Source organism: Serinibacter arcticus, assembly GCF_004786095.1.
Classification (GTDB): domain Bacteria; phylum Actinomycetota; class Actinomycetes; order Actinomycetales; family Beutenbergiaceae; genus Litorihabitans; species Litorihabitans arcticus.
The window spans coordinates 83,703-104,054 of sequence record NZ_RHPJ01000005.1 but is presented as its reverse complement, the minus strand read 5'-3'; the positions used below and the strand labels follow the sequence as shown (position 1 = coordinate 104,054).

Here is a 20,352-nt window from a genome sequence, read left to right as displayed (position 1 = left end):
GCTCAGCCCAGGTCGCGCACGCTGCCCCGCTCGGTGAGCCGGGGGCTGACCAGCCGCACCTCGGCCATCGAGGGGTCGCGCATCAGGGCGGTGAGCATGTCGACGGCGATCTGGCCGATGCCCTCGGCCGGGATGTCGATGCTCGTCACGGGCACCGGCAGCGACGTCGCCACGTTCTCCGGGCACACCGCCACCACCGACACCTCACCAGGCACGTCACGTCCACGCTCACGGAACCGGGAGATCACATGCGGCAGCGCCACCTCGTTGTGCACCACCACGCCGGTGACGTCGGGCAGCTGGGCGAGCAGGGTGTCGACCGAGGCGACGGCACCCGCGGCGGACGCCGGCGTCGGCAGCACCAGGTGCGTCGCCCCGCCCGCCTCGCACGCGCCGACGAAGCCGCGCGTCATGCGCTCGGCGTAGGACGTGTGCCGGTCGACCACCTCGCGCGGGCTGCCGATCAGGGCGACCGTGCGGTGGCCGGCGGCCAGCAGGCGGCGCACGGCGCTCGCCCCCGCCTGCGTGAAGTCCAGGTCGACGCACGACAGGCCGTGGGGATCGGCGGGCAGGCCGATGAGCACCGACGGCTGGCGCAGCGCCTGCAGCGCGGGCAGGCGCGCGTCGTCGTCCTCGACGTCCATGACCACGAGGGCGTCGACCATCGAGGAGCTCGTGACGCGCGCGAGCGAACCCTCGTCCTGCGTCAGCATCAGCACGTCGTAGCCGGCGCGGCCCGCCCCGGTGACCACGCCGGCGACGAACTGCATAATCACGTTGACGTCGACGCCCGTGCGCAGCGGCGCCATCAGACCGATCACGTCGGTGCGGGCCGAGGCGAGGGCGCGGGCGCCGGCGTGCGCCCGGTAGCCGAGCTCGGCGATGGCCTTCTCGATGCGCGTGCGGGTGGCCGCGGAGATGGGGCGCTTGCCCGACAGCGCGTAGCTGACGGTGGACTGGGACACCCCGGCGCGCCTCGCCACGTCCTCGATCGTCGCCACGGGTGCTCCCCTCGTCGGTCGCGACCGGAGGTCGCCGTCTGCTGCGTCACGGTAGTCGATGTCGTTCGACGGCGCAGGGGTGCCCACGAGGCGCACCAGCGTGCGCATTCCTCGACACCCGTGGTGGCTGCGCTTCCATCGTTGGATCGAACCGCTTCGACCATCCCGGCCATCCCGACCAGTCCGGCCGGTCCGGTCGCTCCCGACACCGAGGTGCTCCCGTGACCGCCCGTTGGCCGCTCCCGACGATCGCGTTCGGCGGCGACTACAACCCCGAGCAGTGGGACCGCAGCGTGTGGCGCGAGGACGTCGCGCTCATGCAGCGCGCCGGCGTGACCCTCGTGACCGTCGGGGTATTCGCGTGGTCGCGCATCGAGCCGGAGCCCGACCGGTTCGAGCTCGACTGGCTGCGCGAGGTGCTGGACCTGCTGCACGACGGCGGCATCGCCGTCGACCTCGCGACGCCGACGGCGTCCCCGCCGCCGTGGCTCGGCGCGATGCACCCCGAGACGCTGCCCGTCACGGCCGACGGCGTGCGCCTGACGTGGGGTTCGCGCAACCAGTTCAGCCCGTCCTCGCCGATCTACCGCGCCCGCGCGCTCGCCGTCACGCGCGCCGTGGCGCAGGCGTTCGCCGACCACCCCGCCGTCGTGATGTGGCACGTCGGCAACGAGCTGGGCCAGGTCGACCACTCCGACGTCGCGGCACACGCGTTCCGCGACTGGCTCACGCAGCGGTACGGCGGCGTCGAGGCGCTGAACCGGTCCTGGGCCACGGACGTCTGGTCGCAGGGCTACCGCTCGCTCGCGGAGGTCCAGCCGCCCCGCGCCGCGCCCTACCACCGCAACCCCGCGCAGGCGCTGGACTTCCGGCGCTTCACCTCCGACGAGCTGCGCTCGCTCTACCGCGAGCAGCGGGCCGTCATCCGCGAGCACGACGCCCGCCGGCCGGTCACGACCAACCTCATGGGCTTCTTCGCGCTCGCGGACTACGCCACGTGGGCCGACGACCTCGACGTCGTCGCCGACGACGCCTACCCCGATCCCGCCGATCCGCGCGCCCTCACCGACGCCGCGCTGACGCAGGACCTGATGCGCTCGCTGCGCGGCGGCCAGCCGTGGCTGCTGATGGAGTCGGCCACGAGCGGGGTCGGCTGGCGCGCCCACGACCTCACCAAGTCGCCCGCGCGCTCGCGCCTGGAGTCGCTGCAGGCCGTCGCGCACGGCGCCGACGCCGTCTGCTTCTTCCAGTGGCGCCAGGCCCGCTCGGGTCCCGAGCGGTTCCACTCCGCGATGCTGCCGACCGCGGGTCCGGACACCGCCGTGCACGCCGGCGTGCGCCGTCTCGGTGCCGATCTCGCGCGGCTCGCCCCCGTCGTCGGCACACGGTCGAGCGCGCAGGTCGCGCTGCTGTGGGACTGGCCCTCGTGGTGGGCCGCGCGCGGCGAGGCGATGCCGACCGACCGCCTCGACCCGCTCGAGACGCTGCGGGCGTGGCACCGGCCGCTGTGGGACGCGCGCGTCGCCGTCGACGTCGTCGGCCCGCCCGCCGACCTCGGCGGCTACCGCGCCGTGCTCGCGCCTGCGCTGCACCTGATCGACGACATCGTCGCCGCGCACCTGCGCGCCTACGTCGCGGCGGGCGGGACCCTCGTGCTGGGACCGTTCACCGGCGTCGTGGACCCCTCGACCCACCTGCACCGGGGGCGGACGCCGGCCCTGCTCGGCGACGTGCTCGGCGCGGGGGTGCAGGAGCACGTGCCGCTGCCCGACGGCGGGGTCACGGCCCGCTGGCGCGATTCCGCCCTCGGGACGGAGGAGGTGCGCGTGCACGACTTCACCGGGCACGCCGACGCGCTGGATCCCCTGACCGAGGTGCTGCTGGCGCTCGGCCCGGCCGACGACCTGCCGGGGCTCGAGCACCTGGCGGGCTCGGCCGTCGTCACGCGGCGCCGGCAGGAGACCGGCGGGACGACCGGGGCGGGTACCGCCTGGCTCGTCACCGGCGTCCTGCCCGACGTCGACCTCGCCGCGGTCCTGCACCGCGCGCTGGCCGACGCGGGCGTCGAACCCTTCCTGCCCGGCGCGCCGGCGGGCGTCGAGGTGACGAGGCGCGGCGACGCGCTGTTCGTCCTCAACCACACGGCAGCCGAGGTCCACCTCGAGATCGCGCAGCTCGCCCTCGCGCTCGACCTGGATCCCGCAACCGCCACCCTCACCGACCTGCTGACCGCACGACGGTTCACCACCACGGACACCCCGGTCGCGCTCGCGCCCCAGGGTGTCCTCGTCCCGATGGAGACACGATGAAGTTCACCGACGGCTACTGGCAGCTGCGCCCCGGCGTCGAGGTGCTGCGCCCCCGCGACGTCGAGGACGTCGTCGTCGAGGGCGACGACCTGCTGGTCTACGCCCCGACCGTGCCGATCGGGTCGCGCGGGGACACCCTCAACCGCCCCCTGGTGACGGTGCGGCTGACCTCGCCGATGCCCGACGTCGTCGGTGTCCGCATCTCCCACCACCTCGGCGGCGTGGACCGCGGACCGCACTTCGCGATCGGCCGGGAGGCGCACGACGTCGCGATCACGCTGCCCGAGGCGCCGGGCAAGGCGCCCGCCACCTTCACGGCGGGCCGCCTGACGGCGCGCGTGGCGACCGAGGGTCCGTGGGGCCTCGAGTTCGTCTCGCCGCAGGGCCGCGTGCTGACGTCCTCCACGGCGCAGAGCGTCGGCGTCATCGGCACGCCGGACGGACCGTTCGTGCGCGAGCAGCTGACCATGGGCGTCGCCGAGACGATCTACGGCCTGGGGGAGCGGTTCGGCGCGTTCGCCAAGAACGGCCAGAGCGTCGACATCTGGAACGAGGACGGCGGCACCGCCTCGGAACAGGCGTACAAGAACGTGCCGTTCTACCTCTCGGACGCGGGCTACGGCCTGTTCGTCGCGCACCCCGAGCGGGTCTCGTTCGAGATCGGCACCGAGGTCGTCTCGCGCGCGCAGTTCTCCGTCGCGGGCGCCGAGCTGCAGTACTACGTCGTCTACGGCGCGACGCCCAAGGAGATCCTCGAGCGCTACACGGCGCTGACCGGGCGACCCGCGCGCGTGCCCGCGTGGAGCTACGGGCTGTGGCTGTCGACGTCGTTCACCACGAGCTACAGCGAGGAGACCGTGACGTCCTTCGTGGACGGCATGGCGGAGCGCGAGCTGCCGCTGTCGGTCTTCCACTTCGACTGCTTCTGGATGCGGCAGTTCCACTGGAGCGACTTCCTGTGGGACCCGGCGATGTTTCCCGACCCCGCCGGGATGCTCGCGCGCCTCAAGGCCAAGGGCCTGCGGATCTGCGTCTGGATCAATCCGTACATCGCGCAGCGCAGCTACCTGTTCGAGGAGGGCCGCGCGCTCGGCTTCCTCGTGACGCGCGCCGACGGCAGCGTGTGGCAGTGGGACAAGTGGCAGGCCGGGATGGCTCTGGTCGACTTCACCAACCCCGAGGCGGTGGCCTGGTACCAGGGCAAGCTCAAGGTCCTGCTGGACGACGGCGTCGACTGCTTCAAGACCGACTTCGGCGAGCGCATCCCCACCGACGTCGCGTGGCACGACGGCAGCGACCCGCAGCGGATGCACAACTACTACACGCAGCTCTACAACCAGGTCGTCTTCGACCTGCTGGTCCAGGAGCGGGGCGAGGGCGAGGCGGTCCTGTTCGCGCGTTCGGCCACGGCCGGTGGCCAGCAGTACCCGGTGCACTGGGGCGGCGACTGCGAGTCGACGTTCGTGGCGATGGCCGAGTCGCTGCGCGGCGGGCTCTCGCTCGGCATGAGCGGCTTCGGCTTCTGGAGCCACGACATCGGCGGGTTCGAGGGCACGCCCGACCCCGCCGTGTTCAAGCGCTGGGTCGCGTTCGGTCTGCTGTCCTCGCACTCGCGCCTGCACGGCTCCAACTCCTACCGGGTGCCGTGGGCGTTCGACGACGAGGCGGTCGACGTCACGCGCGCCTTCACGCGCCTGAAGCTGAGCCTCATGCCCTACCTCGGGGCCGCGGGCGCCGAGGCGAGCGCGACCGGTGTGCCGGTGATGCGCGCGATGGCGCTGGAGTTCCCGGGTGACCGCGGCGTGGCCGGTCTCGGCACGCAGTACCTCCTCGGCGACTCGCTGCTCGTGGCGCCGGTGTTCTCGGCCGAGCGGGACACGGACGTGTACCTGCCCGAGGGCACCTGGACGCACCTGCTGACCGGCGAGCGCGTGGCCGGTCACGGCTGGCGGCGCGAGTCGCACGGCTTCGACTCCCTGCCGCTGTACGTGCGGCCGGGCACGGTGCTGCCGGTCGGCGCGGTGGTCGACGAGCCGGAGTACGCGTGGGCCGACGGCGTCACGCTGCGCCTGTTCGAGCTGCCGGACGGCCACGACGCCGTCACGACCGTGCCCGGCGGGACGGGCGCACCGGCGTCGTTCCGCGTGGTGCGCGACGGCGACACCGTGCGCGTGAGCAGCGACGACGCGAGCGGTGCCTGGTCCGTCGCGATCGGGGCGACGGCGGCTCCGGCAGCGTCCGCGACCGGAGCCGGCGAGGTCGTGATCGGCCTGTGACGGTCGCTCTCCCGCACGCCGACGGCCACCGCTCGGTCGTCACCCGCCCCGAGGCCTGGGTCGGCGCGACCAACCCGGTGCTGCCCGGCTTCCACCCCGATCCGTCGGTGTGCCGGGTGGACGGGTCGCAGGGCTGCTGGTTCTACCTCGTCACCTCCACGTTCGAGTACCTGCCCGGACTGCCCGTGCACCGCTCGCGCGACCTCGTGACGTGGCAGCTCGTGGGCCACGTGATCACCGACCAGCTGGACTACGCCGGGCTCGGTGACTCCGGCGGCCTGTACGCCCCGACCATCCGGCACGACGGCGAGCGGTTCCTCGTGGTCTGCGAGCTCGTCGGCGGACCAGAGGGTGCGACCGGCACCTTCGTCACGACCGCCACCGACGCCGCCGGGCCCTGGTCGGAGCCCATCTGGTGGCCCGACGCGACCGGTGGCGACGCGTCGCTCCTCCTGGACGGCGGCAGGATCTGGGCGCACGCGGCCCGGCAGACGCAGCGGCAGGACTGGGTCGGTCAGGGCGAGGTCTGGGTGCGCGAGGTCGATCCGGCGACGCTGCGCCTGACCGGTCCGGAGACGGTCGTGTTCACGAGCGCCGTCGTCGGCGGGATCTGGACCGAGGGACCCCACCTGTACCGGCGCGGCGAGCACGTGCACCTCGTGGCGGCCGAGGGCGGGACGGGGCGGCACCACGCGGTCGTCGTGGGGCGCGCCGCGTCCCCGACCGACGTGTTCGAGGTCGGGGCGAGCAACCCGGTGCTGACGCACCGGAACCTCGGGCCGGACGCCGCCGTCGTCAACGTCGGTCACGCCGATCTGGTCGAGGCGGCCGACGGGTCGTGGTGGACGCTGGTGCTCGCGTCGCGGCTGGTCGACGGCGTCGACCTCCTCGGGCGCGAGACGTTCCTGGCGCCCGTGACCTGGGTCGACGACGCCCCCGTGCTCGCGCCCGGCGTCGGCACGCTCGTGCCCGAACCCGGTGGGCCGGACGGGGTGGCGCGCACGGCCTCGTCGTCCGTCCCTGACGAGTCGTGGGTCGCGGTGCGACGGCTGCCGGCGGAGGTGCTGGTCACCGGCGGTTCGGGCCGTGACGAGCGCCTCGTCCTGCGCGCGGGCGATCCGCTCGACGCGCACCTGCCCGCGTTCGTCGGGCAGCGCCTGGGCGCGCCGTCGTCGGCCGTGACCCTCGAGCTCCCGACGGCGCCCGGGGGCGGCGTGGTCGAGGTCGGCCTCGCGCTGCGGCAGTCCGGTCGGCAGTGGCTGACCGTCGGCCTCGTCACCGGGCCGGACGGGTCGGAGCTCGTGGTGACGCGGTGCGTCGCCGGGGTGCGGGACGAGGCGGCGCGCGTGCCGGTCGCGGGTGCGGGCGCGGTGCGACTCACCGTGCGTGGCCGCGACGCCGAGGTGGCGTGGCTGGCAGCCGGCGAGGGCGCCGAGGCGCCGGGGACCGCGGTGGTGAGCCTCGACGTCGCGCACCTCTCGACCACGCACGCGGACGGTTTCGTCGGGGTCGTCGTGGGTGCGTACGCCGTGGGGTCGGGCGAGACGACGGTCGGACAGCTGCACCAGCGGGCGACGGCGTGACCGCCCTGCTCCTGGTCGCCGACGCGCCCGCCGAGATCTGGACCGACGCCTACCCGGTCGGCAACGGCCGCCTCGGGGCGATGTGCTTCGGCGGTGTGCGCGGCGACCGCTGGCAGGTCAACGACGCGACCTGCTGGTCCGGGGCGCCCGGGCCGCCGTCGCGTCCGGCGGGGCTGGGTGACGGCGACGGCGCGCGCCTCCTGGCGCGGGCGCGCTCGGCGCTCGCGGCGGGTGACGTCGCGGCGGCGGAGCGCGCGGTCGCGCGGCTCCAGACGGGGTTCTCGCAGGCCTACCAGCCGCTGGTCGACGTGCTGCTCGAGGTCGGTGGTGACGACGCCGACGCCGCTGACGCCGCTGACGCCGCGGGCCTGCTCACGCGCAGGCTCGACCTGCGCCGCGCCGTCGCCAGGCAGACGTGGGCCGGGCCCGACGGCGGCGCCGGTGGCGAGCAGCGCACGTTCGCGAGCGCACCCGCCGGGGTGCTCGTGGCGGAGCGGACGTGGGCGGAGCCGAGCGACGCCGTCGTCCGCCTCACCTCACCGCACCCCGGGCTGACGCCGATGGTCGACGACGGCCGGGTGAGCGCCGTCGTGCGCCTGCCGAGCGCCGTGGTGCCGGGGCGCGAGGACGATCCGGGCGGGGTGGAGTACGGCGGGCCGTCGATCAGCGCCGCGATCGTGCTCGCCGTCGAGACGGACGGGGAGCTGCTCGCACGGGCGGACGGCGTGGCGGTGCGCGGGGCGCGCACGCTGCGCCTCGTGCTGGCGACGGCGACCGACGCCGATCCCGATTCCGACGCCGACGCCGCCGCCGGTGGCCGACCCGTCCTGCACGGCGATGCCGACCACCTGATCGCGCGGGCCGCCGAGACGGTGAGCGCCGCCGTCGGACGAACGACCGAGGATCTGCAGGCCGAGCACGAGGACGACCACCGCGCGCTGTTCGACCGGGTGGAGCTCGAGCTGGGCGGCGCGACCGCGACCGCGACCGCGGCCGAGCGCCCCACGATCGAGCGCTCCACGATCGACCGCCTGGTCGCATCGGCCGACGGCGCCCCCGATCCCGACCTCGCCGTGCTCGCCTTCCAGTACGGCCGCTACCTGACGATCGCGGGGTCGCGGCCGGGGTCGCCGCCGCTGAACCTGCAGGGGATCTGGAACGCCGAGACCGATCCGCCGTGGTCGTCGAGCTACACGGTCAACATCAACACCCAGATGAGCTACTGGCCGGCGCTGACCACCAACCTGGCCGAGTGCCACGCGCCGTTGACGACCTGGCTCGCGCTGGTCGCGGAGACGGGGACGGCGGTGGCGCGCGACCTGTACGGCGCTCCTGGCTGGGTGCTGCACCACAACGGTGACCGCTGGGGATTCGCCGCCCCGGTGGGGCGCGGCACGGACAGCGCGTCGTGGTCGTTCTGGCCGCTCGGCGGGGTGTGGCTCGCGCGGCAGGCGCTCGCGGAGGCCGAGGTGCTGGGGGATCGAGCGGCGGCGGGGCGCGTGTGGCCCGTGGTCGCAGGGGCCGTCGAGCTCGCGCTCTGGTGGCTGGTCGAGGATGCGGACGGGACGCTCGCGACGTCGCCGTCGACGAGCCCCGAGAACACGTGGCACGACGACGACGACGACGAGCGTTCGTGGTCGCTCACCACGACCTCGACCGCCGACGTCGAGCTGCTGCGCGACCTGTTCGACGGTGTGCTCACCCACGCGCCCGACGACGCCGACCCGGTGCTGCTCGGGCGGGTCGCCGCTGCGCTGCGCCGGCTCCCGGCGACCCGCGTGCTGGCGGACGGTCGGATCGCGGAGTGGTCGGGCGCGGAGGTCGACGTCGAGGAGCACCACCGCCACCAGAGCCACCTGATCGGCGTGTTCCCCGGCCGGAGCATCACGCGGTCGACGCCGGAGCTCGCCGAGGCCGCCCGCGCGTCCCTGCGGGGGCGGGGGGAGGAGAGCACGGGTTGGTCGCTCGCGTGGCGGCTGGCGCTGTGGGCGAGGCTCGGCGACGCCCATCGCGTGGCTGCCACGGTCGCGCGGTTCCTCCGCCCGGTCGACCCGCCGGGTCCCGACGGGTCGCGGCGATCCGCGGCCCACGCGCACGAGGGCGGGGTCTACCGCAGCCTGCTGTGCGCGCACCCGCCGTTCCAGATCGACGGGAACCTCGGCTTCACGGCCGGGGTGACCGAGGCGCTGCTGCAGTCGCACGAGCGGGTGCCTCTCGACGGGGTCGAGGTGCCGCTGGTGCACCTGCTCCCGGCGTGCCCGTGGCCGGACGGCCGGGTGCGGGGGCTGCGGGCGCGGGGCGGCGTCGTCGTCGACCTCGTCTGGTCCGGCGGGCGCGTCACGACGGCGACCCTCCGGTCCGACCGCGACGTCGCCGTCGTGGTGGAGCGCGGGGGCGAGCGCGTGCCCGTCCACCTGAGCGCCGGCGAGGCGGCCACCCTTCCGTAGCGCGCTCGTGGGGAAGGTCCGCGTGCCCCGCGCACGCCGAACCTCCCCACGAGGACCTGCGTCGGCGGCGGCGGCCGGGGCGCGGCCGGCGCTGCCGGGGAGCCGGCGCCCTATCGCTGGGGAGGGTGCGGTGCCACACTGACGGAACGAGGCCGTGACGGCCGAGATCGGAGCACCGCGGGCCGCGAGCGGCGGCACGACGGCGTCCGCGAGCCCGGATCGCCACGCCACAGGTCCGACGGAGGCGCGGTCATGACGGCACAGGAGCACCACCACCTGATGATCGACCTCAGCGGCGAGGAGGCGGCCGTCCTGCGGTCCGCGCTCCGCGAGCACACCCTGCGCCTCCACGGCGACGTCGCCCAGCTGCGCGCCGCCGAACCCCGGCCGTCGCCGCGCATCACGTCGCTGATCGAGGCGCACGCGCGGGCCGCGGACGTCGTCGACGAGCTCCTCGAGCGCATCCCCCGGGACCTGCGCGGGCCGTGAGCGACGTCAGCCTCGGCGGTGCGCCAGCCTCGTGCCGAGGAGCAGCCCGACGACCAGGACGCCGGCGTAGGAGACGCCCTGCACCACGCTCGGCAGCGTGGACGGGTCGGAGTAGTGCGACGCGATGTTCCACCGGATGCCCAGCAGCAGCGACGCCAGAGCGAGGAGCAGGAGGACGACGACGCCGAGCGCGCACCACACTCGGACGCGACGGGTGGCCGTCCCGATCGATTCCGTGACGGCCCGGGGGAGCAGGACGGTCGACAGGAACACCAGGAGCATCGAGCCGATCAGATCCAGGAACGCCGGGGCGGTCGCGACGGTCCGGACGGCGAGCATCGAACGTCCTTCCGAACCGTGGGGGTGACGAGGACGCGGCGAGGGCGACCGGCGACCGTCCCCAACCTCGCACGGTCGCCCGGGATCACCTAGGACGGGTGGCGGCTCACGCGGCGGGCGGCGGTGCGGTGCTCGAGCGGACGACGAGCTGGGTCGGCACGAGGACGTGGTGGCCGGACAGGCCCACGCCGTCGCGCAGCTGCGTGAGCAGGGCCTTGACGAGCTCGTGGCCGATCGTCGAGAAGTTCAGGTTGACGGAGGTCAGCGGTGGGAGCAGGAACGCGCTGAGGGGCAGGTCGTCGTAGCCGATGACGGAGACGTCCTGCGGGATGCGCCGTCCGGCGTCGTGCAGCGCCAGCATCACGCCCGCCGCCATCTCGTCGTTGGCGCACAGCACCGCCGTGACGTCGTCGAGCTCGGCCAGCCGCCGCCCGGCGGCGAAGCCCGACTCGGCGGTCCAGTCGCCGACGATCGGCTCCGTGACGACGCGGCCGGCGGAGCGGAGTCGTGCGGCCCACGCATCGGCGCGCATCTGGGCCGGACCGGAGTCGAGCGGGCCCCGCACGTGGTGCACCGTGCGGTGGCCGAGGTCGAGCAGGTGCTGGACCGCCGTCGTCGTGCCCGCCGCCTGGTCGGCGCCGACGGCGGGGAGGTGACCGATGAAGCGCGAGTCCGACACGACGACCGGCATCCTCGGCGGGAGCGCCAGCGTGCTGGGGGTGGCGTCCTCGGCGCGGATGATGATGAGGCCGTCGATGGCCTGGTGCGACAGCCGGACCGCGGCGGCCGTCATGTCGGTCTGCGACGGCGTCTCGACGTCGATGAGGCTGACCGTGTAGCCCTCGGCGCGAGCCGCCTCGACCACCGCCTCGACGGTGCGCGCCTCACCCGTGCGCGAGAGTCGGTGCGCGATGACGCCGATCGTCTGGAAGGATCCGGAGCGCAGCGCCCGGGCGGCGTGGTTGGGCGAGTAGCCGAGCTGGTCCATGGCCGCGAGCACCCGATCACGCGTGGCCGGGCGGACGTTGTCGGCACCGTTCGCCACGCGGGAGACGGTCTGCTGCGAGAGGCCGGCGAGCCTGGCGACGTCACCAATCGACGGACCGGGGCGCGTCCTCGCTGACGTGCCTGCATGGGCGTTCGACATGGCCCGCACTCTAGCAACGCCCGAGGGTCGGCCGGGGTCGAAGCGCGACACGGTGCGGCTCCGGATGAACGCCGGGCTGACGAAAGCGTCACCGAACCGTGACCACCGATCGTTTGACCGCGTCGTCGCGGAGTGCCATAGTCGGGTTCCTGAGGTGATGTTGACGTCATCATCTGGACCAACAAGGGAGTCGGGCCGTGACCCAGGCCGTCGTGCCGGTCAGTCCTGCGGGACAGACCACCGAGACCACGAACCCCCGGCGCGGGGACCGCGCCGGCAAGAACCGTGCGCCGCGTTCGTGGCGTGGGTGGGGGTTCGTGGGTCCGTTCATGCTGGTGTTCGCGTTGGTGTTCATCGCGCCGATCGCGTACTCGCTGTACATCAGCGTGTTCCGCACGCAGCTGGTGGGTGGGACGCAGTTCGTGGGGCTGGACAACTACATCCGCGCGTTCCAGGACCCGCAGTTCTGGGACGGTGTGGGTCGGGTGAGCCTGTTCCTGGTGGTCCAGGTCCCGATCATGCTGGGGATCGCGATGCTGGTGGCGCTGGCGATCGACTCCGGCCGGTTGTACGGGAAGGACTTCTTCCGCATCAGCGTGTTCATGCCGTACGCGGTCCCGGCCGTGGTCGCGGCGCTGATGTGGGGCTTCATGTACGGGCCGCGGTTCGGTCTGGTGGGCTACATCAACGAGTTCTTCGGCTGGTCGATCCCCAACCCGCTGGGGCCGCAGTGGATCCTGCTGGCGATCGGGAACATCGTGACGTGGTCGTTCGTGGGCTACAACATGCTGATCTTCTACTCCAGCCTGCGCACGATCCCGGTCTCGCTGTACGAGGCCGCGGAGCTGGACGGGGCCAAGCAGCACCACGTGATCCGGCACATCAAGATGCCCGCGATCCGTGGCTCGATCGCGGTGGCGATGATCTTCTCGATCATCGGGTCCTTCCAGCTGTTCAACGAGCCCAGCATCCTGCAGAAGCTCGCGCCGAACTCGATCACGACGTACTTCACCCCGAACCTGTACACCTACAACCTGTCCTTCTCGGGTCAGCAGTACAACTACGCCGCGGCCGTGGCGATCATCATGGGTGTCTTCACGATGGTCATCGCCTACGTCGTCCAGCTGCGCGGCATGCGGAAGGACGCCTGATGACCACCACCACCCCCACCGCTGCCACGCCGGCCGCCACGACCGGCAAGCCCCGTTCGGCCTCCCCCCGGCTGCGCTCCCGCAAGACCCACTCGGTGGACAAGCCGCGCCGCAACTGGTTGCTGACGGTCCTGACCGCGATCGTGCTGCTGTACGCGCTGGTCCCGCTGGCGTGGCTGCTGATCTCCTCCACCAAGACCCAGCCCGACCTGCTGTCCACGTTCGGGTTCTCCTTCGGGGAGTCCTTCGCGCTGTTCGAGAACATCGCCAACACGCTGGCCTACGACGACGGGATCTTCCTGCGGTGGCTGGCGAACACGCTGATGTACGTGGTCCTGGGCGCGGGTGGCGCGACGCTGCTGGCGATCCTGGGCGGCTACGGCCTGGCGAAGTTCACCTTCCCCGGCAAGCGCGCGATCTTCGCCGTCGTGATCGGCGCCGTGGCGGTCCCGGGCACGGCCCTGGCGGTGCCGCAGTTCCTGATGTTCTCCCAGATGGGACTGACCAACACCCCCTGGTCAGTCATCATCCCCTCGCTGATCTCCCCGTTCGGGCTCTACCTGATGTGGACCTTCGCCACCCAGGCCGTCCCGACCGAGCTCATGGAGGCCGCCCGCATGGACGGCGCCTCCGAGGCCCGCACCTTCGCCCAGGTCGCCCTGCCGCTCCTGGCCCCCGGAACCGTGACCGTCCTGCTCTTCACCACCGTGGCGACCTGGAACAACTACTTCCTCCCGCTGATCATGCTGAAGGACCCCCAGTGGTACCCCCTGACGATCGGGCTCAACGCCTGGAACGCCCAGGCCTCCACCGTCGGCGGCCAAGCGATCTTCGACCTCGTCATCACCGGATCCCTCCTCACGATCGTCCCCCTCATCGCTGCCTTCCTCCTCCTGCAGCGCTACTGGCAGTCGGGCCTCACCGCCGGCTCCGTCAAGGAGTGACACACCCGCGGCGCCGGCAGCACCACCAACCCGCGTCGCCCCCGTTCGACCCCCGCACTCGCACCCCTCGCCCTGTTTCCAACAACGAAGTGAGACAAGAAATGAGCATGACCACCAACCGTCGCCGCGTCCTTCGCGGCAGCGCCGTCGCGGCCGCCCTGGCCCTGACGCTCACCGCCTGCGGCGGGACCGACCGCGCCGACGAGGGCTCCGGTTCCGGCGGCGGCTCCGCCGCCGAGGGCGACCTCTCGGGCGACCTGCTGGTCTGGGCCTGGGACTCCACGGTCCCCGACGTCGCGACGGCGTTCGAGGAGGCCAACCCCGGCGTCGACATCGAGATCGTCAACGCCGGTACGGGCAACGACCAGTACACCGCGCTGCAGAACGCCATCCAGGCCGGCTCCGGCGTGCCGGACCTCGCGCAGATCGAGTACTTCGCGATCCCGCAGTTCGCCATCGGCGAGGGGCTCGCCGACATCGGTTCGATGGGCGCCTCCGACCTGGAGGACTCCTTCACCCCCGGCCCGTGGAGCTCCGTCGCGATCAACGGCGGCGTCTACGGCCTCCCGCTCGACTCGGGCCCCATGGCGCTCTTCTACAACGAGGCCGTCTTCGCCGAGCACGGCGTCGAGATCCCCACCACGTGGGACGAGTACCTCGAGGCCGCCCGCGCGCTCCACGCGGCCGACCCGAACCTCTACATCACGAACGACACGGGTGACGCCGGCTTCACGACGTCGATGATCTGGCAGGCCGGCGGCCACCCGTACGAGGTCGACGGCACCAACGTCACCGTCGACTTCGACACCCCCGAGGTCGCGCAGTTCACCGACCTGTGGCAGACGATGATCGACGAGGAGCTCCTCGCCCCGGTCACCTCCTGGTCCGACGACTGGAACCAGGGTCTCGGCAACGGCACCATCGCCACCCTGACCATCGGTGCCTGGATGCCCACCAACCTCGAGAACGGCGCTCCGGCGGCCGAGGGTGACTGGCGCGTCGCGCCCATGCCGCAGTGGGAGGCGGGCGCCGACCTGGTGACCTCCGAGAACGGTGGCTCGGCCCTGTCCGTGACGTCGGCGTCGCAGAACGCCGACCTCGCGTACGCGTTCCTCGAGTTCGCCTCGGTCGACGAGGGTGTCCAGATCCGTGTCGACGGCGGCGCCTTCCCGGCCACCGTCGCCGAGCTCGAGTCCGAGGAGTTCCTGGGCAAGGAGTTCCCGTACTTCGGCAACCAGAAGCTCAACGAGGTTCTCGCCGAGTCGGCCAAGGCCGTCGCACCGGGCTGGCAGTACCTGCCCTACCAGGTCTACGCCAACTCGATCTTCAACGACAACGTCGGTTCTGCCTACGTCTCCGGCGCCTCGCTGAGCGACGGCATCGCCTCGTGGCAGGACGCGACCATCGCGTACGGCAACGAGCAGGGCTTCACGGTCGACTGATCCTCGACCGAGCAGCACGTCTGAACCACAGCACGACAGCACGACTGCACTCCTGAACAACGGGTGGTGGCGACGCACCGAGCGCCGCCACCACCCGTTCGTCTTACCGCATCGCCCACGACATCCCGCGAGGTTCACCCACATGCCCACCTTCGCCATCGGCGAGCAGGACTTCCTGCTCGACGGCGAGCCGCACCGGATCCTGTCCGGCGCCCTCCACTACTTCCGCGTGCACCCGGACGCCTGGGCCGACCGCATCCACAAGGCGCGTCTTCTCGGACTGAACACGATCGAGACGTACGTCGCCTGGAACGTGCACGCCCCCGAGCGAGGCGTGTTCGACACCACCGGGCAGCGCGACCTCGGCCGGTTCCTCGACCTGGTCGAGGCGGAGGGCATGCACGCGATCGTGCGCCCGGGCCCCTACATCTGCGCGGAGTGGGACAACGGCGGCTTCCCCGCCTGGCTCTTCCGCATGCCGGGGGTCGGTGTGCGGCGCAACGAGCCGCAGTACATGGCGGCCGTCACGGAGTACCTGCAGCAGGTGCTCCCGATCGTGGCCGAGCGGCAGATCACGCGCGGGGGACCCGTCATCGCGGTCCAGATCGAGAACGAGTACGGCGCGTACGGGGACGACAAGGACTACCTGCGCGAGCTGGTGCGCGTGAACCGCGACGCCGGGATCGACGTCCCCCTGCTGACGTGCGACCAGGCCGACCCCGAGATGCAGGCCCGCGGCGGCCTTCCCGAGCTGCACCGGACCGTGACCTTCGGCTCCCGCACCGCCGAGCGCCTGCAGATCCTGCGCGACGCGCAGCCGAGCGGCCCGCTCATGTGCATGGAGTTCTGGAACGGCTGGTTCGACCACTGGGGCGCGCACCACCACGTCACCGACGCCGCGGCGTCGGCCTCGGACCTGGACGCGCTGCTCGCGGCCGGCGGCTCCGTGAACCTGTACATGTTCCACGGCGGCACCAACATGGGCTTCACCAACGGGGCCAACGACAAGGGCGTCTACCAGCCGCTGGTCACGTCCTACGACTACGACGCCCCGCTCGCCGAGGACGGCACGGCGACGGCGAAGTACGACGCGTTCCGCGAGGTCGTCGCGCGCTACGCGCCGGTGCCGAGCGAGACCGCTGCACACCGCGTGCCCGCGCCCGAGGTGACCGTGGACCGGGGTGGGGTCACGGTGTCGCTGGATGACGCCGTCGCCCGCCTCGGCGTCGTCGCCGACCGCACGTGGGAGGACGTCCCGTCGCACGAGGACCTCGCCGTGCCGTCGGGCTACGTGCGCTACCGCACGACCGTGGCGCTCGAGGTGGCCTCGGTGCTCGTGTTCGACGAGGTGCGCGACCGTGCGCAGGTCTTCCTCGACGGTGTCGCGGTCGGCATCATCGACCGCTCCGAGCGCGCGCGCAGCCTCACGCTGCCCGCCACCGGCGGTCGCGAGGCCGTGCTCGAGCTGCTGGTCGAGGACCAGGGTCGCGTGAACTACGGCGTGCGGATCGGTGAGGCCAAGGGCCTCATCGGCCCCGCGACGCTCGGCGGTGAGAAGCTGCTGGGCTGGGAGGCCGTGGGCCTGGACGTCGACGCCGTGGCGACGGCGGATCGCACCTTCCAGGGCGCCCCACCGCTCGCGCAGGGCATCGCCGGCCCGGCGTTCGCGTCGTGGACCGTCGACCTGCCCGCGGGTCGCGACCTCTTCCTCGACGTGTCCGGCTGGGGCAAGGGCGTGGTGTGGGTCAACGGCGTCAACCTCGGCCGGTACTGGTCCAAGGGTCCGACGGCGACCATGTACGTGCCGGGTCAGATCGTCACGGGCGACGGGGACCGGATCGTGGTGCTGGAGCTCCTCGGGGCGCCGGACGAGCGGGTGCGGTTCGTGGCCGAGCCGCGGCTGGGGCACACCGAGTTCTGAGGCGCGGGCCGGCTCGGCCCGCCCTCACGGAGGCGAGCGGCTAGCTGCGGCGGGCGTCGCGGTGGCGCCGGAGCGTCGCGACGGTCAGCAGGGCCGAGCCCGCCGCAACCAGCCCGGCGGCCCAGGGCAGGGCGTCGCCGTCGGCGCCCGTGGCGGGCAGGCGGCCACCCGTGCCACCGGACCGTGACGGCGGGGGTGTCGGCGACGCCGACGCCGTCGGCGGATCGCTCGGGGCCGGGCCCGCCGTCGGCGGGGGCGACGTGGGCGGATCGGTCGGGCTCGGCGGATCGGTGGGCGTCGGCGGATCGGTCGGAGGCGCCGGGGGGTCGGTCGGCTCCGGCACGGCGTCGGCGATCAGCACGAAGTCCAGCGGCGGCAGCCCCGCCTCGGTGAGGGTCAGCCCCTCGCGCACGGCTCCGTCGGGCCCGGGCGTGTAGCCCTGCGGCAACTCGACCTCGACCGCGTAGCCCTCGCCGACCGGGTTCTCGGGCACGACCCACGCGCCGTCGGCATCGGTCTCATCGATGGCGGTGCTGCCGTCGGGACGGGTGACGGTGACGTCCACGGACGGCAGCGGGGCGCCGTCGCCGTCGACCACCGAACCGCCCACCGCGACCTCCGCGACCGCGACGGCGTCCAGGGACGCGTCGCCCCGCGAGGCGTCGTCCCCCTCGTCGCCCGTGCTGTCGACGGCGATCGCCGCGTCGCCGACCACGGCGCACCCGGCGGGCGGCGTCACCGTGATCGCCCAGTCGCTGCGCATCGCGACGTCGCCGAAGGAGTACGTGCCGTCGGCGGCGGCCGTGGCCGTGGCGACCTGCCCCGCGGGCGAGGAGAGGGTCAGCGCGGCTCCGTCGACCCCGCAGGTGCCGTCGGCCGAGACGTCGGTGAGGGTGCCGCCGACCTCCTGCGCGCGGCTCGCGAACCAGGTCTGGTAGACCGGGAAGCCCGATCGCGCCGCGAAGGTGAAAGACAGGGTCGCGAGGGAGACGTCGGGTTCGAACCAGCCGCTCGCGCCCGCGGTGTCCTGCGCGAGCGCGTTGCCGGTCAGGGTCGCGGTCGCCGCGTCCCACGTCGGCACGTCCGTCCCCGACGGCGTGGAGTTGAACGCCCCCTGGAACCACCGGTCGACGACCTCGGGGGCCACCGCTGCGCCGTCGGGCGTCGTGGCGCTCACCGTGACCTGATCGGCGTCGATGTCGCCGAGCACGAACGTCCAGCCCGCCTGCGGGGTGGGCGCTGCGAAGGTGTACGTGGTCACGGACGGGACGCTGGGGTTGTCCTGGACGGGGCGCAGCGTCACGTACCTGCTGCCCCGGCTCGTGCCGTAGACGGCTCCCGGGGGCGTCGCCGGCCGCAGGAAGGTGGTCGCGCCCGACGGGAGCTGCGCGTCGGAACGCGACGTCGAGGTCATGGTGGCCGCCGGGAAGCCTGCCGCCGGCAGCTGCACCGTGCTCGCGTAGGCGCCGCCGTCACCCGTCAGCGGACCCCACTGCGCCCACCCCGCGGTCGCGGCCGACGCCGGAGCCCCGGCGCCCAGGAGCAGGCCGATCGCTCCGAGGGGGACGAGGGTCGCGGTGAGGCGACGGCGGAGCCGGTGGGAGCGGGTGGGGCGGGGGTGGTCAGGACGCACGGGATCTCTTCGTCGAGGTGCCCCTGCTCGCCTACCCCCGACCGTAGGGCGGCTGATCGTTCAGGACAAGACCGATGCCGGGGGGCGCCAGGGTGTGCGGCGCGTGGTTCAGTCGTCGTCGTAGACGCCGGCCATCAGCAGACGGGCCTGCGTGGGGCCGATCGCGACCGGCGCACCCTGGACGGTGAATCCGATGGTGTTGTCGCGCGCGGTGATCGCGATCGAGGCACCCTGCCTCTTCGCGTCCACACGGAAGGAGCCGCGGTCGGCGACGAGGCGCCACCGCCAGCCCTGACGCTGCAGCTTCTGGGTGACCTGCTCACCCGCCGCGCGGTCGGGGCAGGCACCGGGGACGCGGATGTGGAAGGTGGGGACGACGGTGCCGCGCACGGGCCCGGGAGCCCATCGCGTGGTCGCCCACGTCGTCGTGACACCGAGCAGACGCCCGAGTCGGCGGCCGAGCAGACCGTGGTCGGCCAGCATGGCGTGGAGCTCGGCCGGCGGCAGCTGCTGGAACGTGGGGCGGGGGGCGGCGCCGGGGGCCTCGGCGACGGAGGCCTGCGCCGCGGTGGTCCCGGTGCGCGTGCCGGTGACGGACGGGCTGAGCAGGGTTCGGGTGGGGCGAGCTCGCATCGGTCTCTCCTGTCGGGCGGGAAGGTGGGCGGTGGGTCAGGCGGCGTCGGCGACGGCGTACTGGCTGATGGTCAGCTCGAGGTGGCGCTCCGTCAGGGGGAGCCCCACCATCTCCTCGACGCGGGCCGGGAGGTCGTCGTTGAGGAGACGCATGACGTCGAGGGAGACGACCTCGCTCGCCATCAGGCACTCGACCCGCAGGACGAGGGCGTGCGGGCCGCCCTCGACGGAGATGGAGGCGCTGCGCACCTCGCTCAGCGCGCTCAGCTCGGCGGTCTGCTCGGCGACGACGCGGTCGGCGCGGGCGCGCCACCCGGCGGGGTGCGCCAGACGGTCCGGGGCCGCCACTGACGGGGCGATGGTGATGGTGCTCGGCATCGTGCTGGTCATGACGGTCTCCTGGTCCCTCGGGGCCCGGAGGCCCTACAGTGAGTCTGTCGAATCATTCGACTCTCTAACTGTTAAAGACACTACACGAGAGTGAAGCGATGTCCAGAACCAGTTCTCCGGACGGTCACGGACCAGTCACGGCGTCGCCCACCGCCTACTGGTACGGCGGTGCCGAGCAGGTCGAGCCGGCCGGCGTGCTCGTGCTCCTGCGGCGCTACCGCGAGGTGGAGGCCGCCACGCGCGCCCGCACCGGGGCGCTGCTGGGCCTCGGCGAGACGGACGTCCTGGCGCTCCGGCACCTGGTGCGGGCGAAGCAGCTGGGCGAGGTGGTGCGTCAGTGCGAGATCGCCGACGCGCTGCGGATCACCGGGGCCTCGACGAGCTCGATGGTGGACCGGCTCGTGCAGCACGGGTACGCGCGCCGCACCGCGCACCCCGGCGACCGGCGCTCGGTGGCGGTCGAGACGACGGGCGAGCTCGACGACAGGGTGCTGGAGAGCTGCGCGGTGCTCGGCGGCGAGGTGCGCCAGGTCGTGGCGGACCTCACGCCGGCCGACCGCACGACGGTGCTGGACGTGCTGACCCGTCTCAGCGAGGCGCTCGAGACGGAGAGCGAGAAGGCGTTGCCCGTGCCGGCCTGACCCGGC

General features: G+C 73.2%; 16 protein-coding genes. 10 read left to right on the top strand and 6 right to left on the bottom strand.

What is annotated here, in order from left to right; translation table 11 throughout:
* Positions 1-2 precede the first annotated feature (2 nt).
* Positions 3-1,001 (bottom strand): LacI family DNA-binding transcriptional regulator, encoded by a 999-nt coding sequence (locus SERN_RS14675; RefSeq protein WP_135850910.1) that lies wholly within the window; start codon positions 999-1,001, stop codon positions 3-5.
* 221 nt (positions 1,002-1,222) lie between these two features.
* Here SERN_RS14675 and SERN_RS14670 point away from each other — a divergent pair, with 221 nt between their 5' ends.
* The 5 genes from SERN_RS14670 (at position 1,223) to SERN_RS14650 (ending at position 10,105) form a co-directional block, all read left to right on the top strand.
* The gene (locus SERN_RS14670; protein ID WP_233251730.1) at positions 1,223-3,310 is read left to right on the top strand and encodes a beta-galactosidase; all 2,088 of its coding nucleotides are present in this window, start codon (positions 1,223-1,225) and stop codon (positions 3,308-3,310) included.
* Positions 3,307-5,586 carry an alpha-xylosidase gene (gene yicI / locus SERN_RS14665; RefSeq protein ID WP_135850909.1) on the top strand — a complete coding sequence of 760 codons (2,280 nt, stop codon included), beginning with the start codon at positions 3,307-3,309 and terminating at the stop codon, positions 5,584-5,586. Before SERN_RS14670 ends, yicI begins: the two co-directional genes overlap by 4 nt.
* Positions 5,583-7,169, top strand: coding sequence for a glycoside hydrolase family 43 protein (locus SERN_RS14660; protein ID WP_158292681.1), 1,587 nt, complete (start codon positions 5,583-5,585; stop codon positions 7,167-7,169). Before yicI ends, SERN_RS14660 begins: the two co-directional genes overlap by 4 nt.
* Positions 7,166-9,616 carry a glycosyl hydrolase family 95 catalytic domain-containing protein gene (locus SERN_RS14655; protein WP_158292680.1) on the top strand — a complete coding sequence of 817 codons (2,451 nt, stop codon included), beginning with the start codon at positions 7,166-7,168 and terminating at the stop codon, positions 9,614-9,616. Before SERN_RS14660 ends, SERN_RS14655 begins: the two co-directional genes overlap by 4 nt.
* Before the next feature lie 252 nt (positions 9,617-9,868).
* Positions 9,869-10,105: a hypothetical protein gene (locus SERN_RS14650; RefSeq protein ID WP_135850906.1), complete on the top strand. Its 237-nt coding sequence runs from the start codon at positions 9,869-9,871 to the stop codon at positions 10,103-10,105.
* A gap of 6 nt (positions 10,106-10,111) precedes the next feature.
* Here the strand turns inward: SERN_RS14650 and SERN_RS14645 are convergent, their stop codons facing one another.
* Entirely contained in the window at positions 10,112-10,444 is a 333-nt protein-coding gene (locus SERN_RS14645) for a hypothetical protein (protein ID WP_135850905.1), read from the bottom strand.
* A gap of 106 nt (positions 10,445-10,550) precedes the next feature.
* A complete protein-coding gene (locus SERN_RS14640; RefSeq protein ID WP_135850904.1) occupies positions 10,551-11,591 on the bottom strand; it encodes a LacI family DNA-binding transcriptional regulator in 1,041 nt (346 codons plus the stop codon).
* A gap of 197 nt (positions 11,592-11,788) precedes the next feature.
* Between SERN_RS14640 and SERN_RS14635 the strand changes: the two genes are divergently transcribed.
* The 4 genes from SERN_RS14635 (at position 11,789) to SERN_RS14620 (ending at position 17,049) form a co-directional block, all read left to right on the top strand.
* On the top strand, positions 11,789-12,742 hold the full coding sequence (locus SERN_RS14635) for a carbohydrate ABC transporter permease (RefSeq protein WP_408640880.1): 954 nt from the start codon (positions 11,789-11,791) through the stop codon (positions 12,740-12,742).
* Positions 12,742-13,686 carry a carbohydrate ABC transporter permease gene (locus SERN_RS14630; RefSeq protein ID WP_135850903.1) on the top strand — a complete coding sequence of 315 codons (945 nt, stop codon included), beginning with the start codon at positions 12,742-12,744 and terminating at the stop codon, positions 13,684-13,686. The genes SERN_RS14635 and SERN_RS14630 overlap by 1 nt, the downstream gene beginning before the upstream one ends.
* Before the next feature lie 107 nt (positions 13,687-13,793).
* Entirely contained in the window at positions 13,794-15,128 is a 1,335-nt protein-coding gene (locus SERN_RS14625) for an ABC transporter substrate-binding protein (protein ID WP_135850902.1), read from the top strand.
* A gap of 142 nt (positions 15,129-15,270) precedes the next feature.
* The gene (locus tag SERN_RS14620; protein ID WP_135850901.1) at positions 15,271-17,049 is read left to right on the top strand and encodes a glycoside hydrolase family 35 protein; all 1,779 of its coding nucleotides are present in this window, start codon (positions 15,271-15,273) and stop codon (positions 17,047-17,049) included.
* A 40-nt stretch (positions 17,050-17,089) separates the two neighbouring features.
* Here SERN_RS14620 and SERN_RS14615 read toward each other — a convergent pair whose 3' ends face one another.
* From SERN_RS14615 to SERN_RS14605, 3 genes are all read right to left on the bottom strand, one after another.
* Positions 17,090-18,682 (bottom strand): MSCRAMM family protein, encoded by a 1,593-nt coding sequence (locus tag SERN_RS14615; protein WP_135850900.1) that lies wholly within the window; start codon positions 18,680-18,682, stop codon positions 17,090-17,092.
* A 108-nt stretch (positions 18,683-18,790) separates the two neighbouring features.
* Positions 18,791-19,315: a hypothetical protein gene (locus tag SERN_RS14610; protein ID WP_135850899.1), complete on the bottom strand. Its 525-nt coding sequence runs from the start codon at positions 19,313-19,315 to the stop codon at positions 18,791-18,793.
* Positions 19,316-19,351: 36 nt separating this feature from the next.
* Positions 19,352-19,705, bottom strand: a complete 354-nt coding sequence (locus SERN_RS14605; RefSeq protein ID WP_135850898.1) for a hypothetical protein — start codon at positions 19,703-19,705, stop codon at positions 19,352-19,354.
* A gap of 98 nt (positions 19,706-19,803) precedes the next feature.
* Here SERN_RS14605 and SERN_RS14600 point away from each other — a divergent pair, with 98 nt between their 5' ends.
* A complete protein-coding gene (locus SERN_RS14600) occupies positions 19,804-20,346 on the top strand; it encodes a MarR family winged helix-turn-helix transcriptional regulator (RefSeq protein WP_135850897.1) in 543 nt (180 codons plus the stop codon).
* Positions 20,347-20,352: the final 6 nt, after the last annotated feature.

What these genes read in the sequence shown, in the direction of transcription:
- SERN_RS14640 (WP_135850904.1), bottom strand. Translation starts at nt 11,591, where the DNA reads ATGTCGAACGCCCATGCAGGCACGTCAGCGAGGACGCGCCCCGGTCCG.
- SERN_RS14630 (WP_135850903.1), top strand. Translation starts at nt 12,742, where the DNA reads ATGACCACCACCACCCCCACCGCTGCCACGCCGGCCGCCACGACCGGC.
- SERN_RS14605 (WP_135850898.1), bottom strand. Translation starts at nt 19,705, where the DNA reads ATGACCAGCACGATGCCGAGCACCATCACCATCGCCCCGTCAGTGGCG.
- SERN_RS14620 (WP_135850901.1), top strand. Translation starts at nt 15,271, where the DNA reads ATGCCCACCTTCGCCATCGGCGAGCAGGACTTCCTGCTCGACGGCGAG.
- SERN_RS14600 (WP_135850897.1), top strand. Translation starts at nt 19,804, where the DNA reads ATGTCCAGAACCAGTTCTCCGGACGGTCACGGACCAGTCACGGCGTCG.
- SERN_RS14650 (WP_135850906.1), top strand. Translation starts at nt 9,869, where the DNA reads ATGACGGCACAGGAGCACCACCACCTGATGATCGACCTCAGCGGCGAG.
- SERN_RS14610 (WP_135850899.1), bottom strand. Translation starts at nt 19,315, where the DNA reads ATGCGAGCTCGCCCCACCCGAACCCTGCTCAGCCCGTCCGTCACCGGC.
- SERN_RS14625 (WP_135850902.1), top strand. Translation starts at nt 13,794, where the DNA reads ATGACCACCAACCGTCGCCGCGTCCTTCGCGGCAGCGCCGTCGCGGCC.
- SERN_RS14645 (WP_135850905.1), bottom strand. Translation starts at nt 10,444, where the DNA reads ATGCTCGCCGTCCGGACCGTCGCGACCGCCCCGGCGTTCCTGGATCTG.
- yicI (WP_135850909.1), top strand. Translation starts at nt 3,307, where the DNA reads ATGAAGTTCACCGACGGCTACTGGCAGCTGCGCCCCGGCGTCGAGGTG.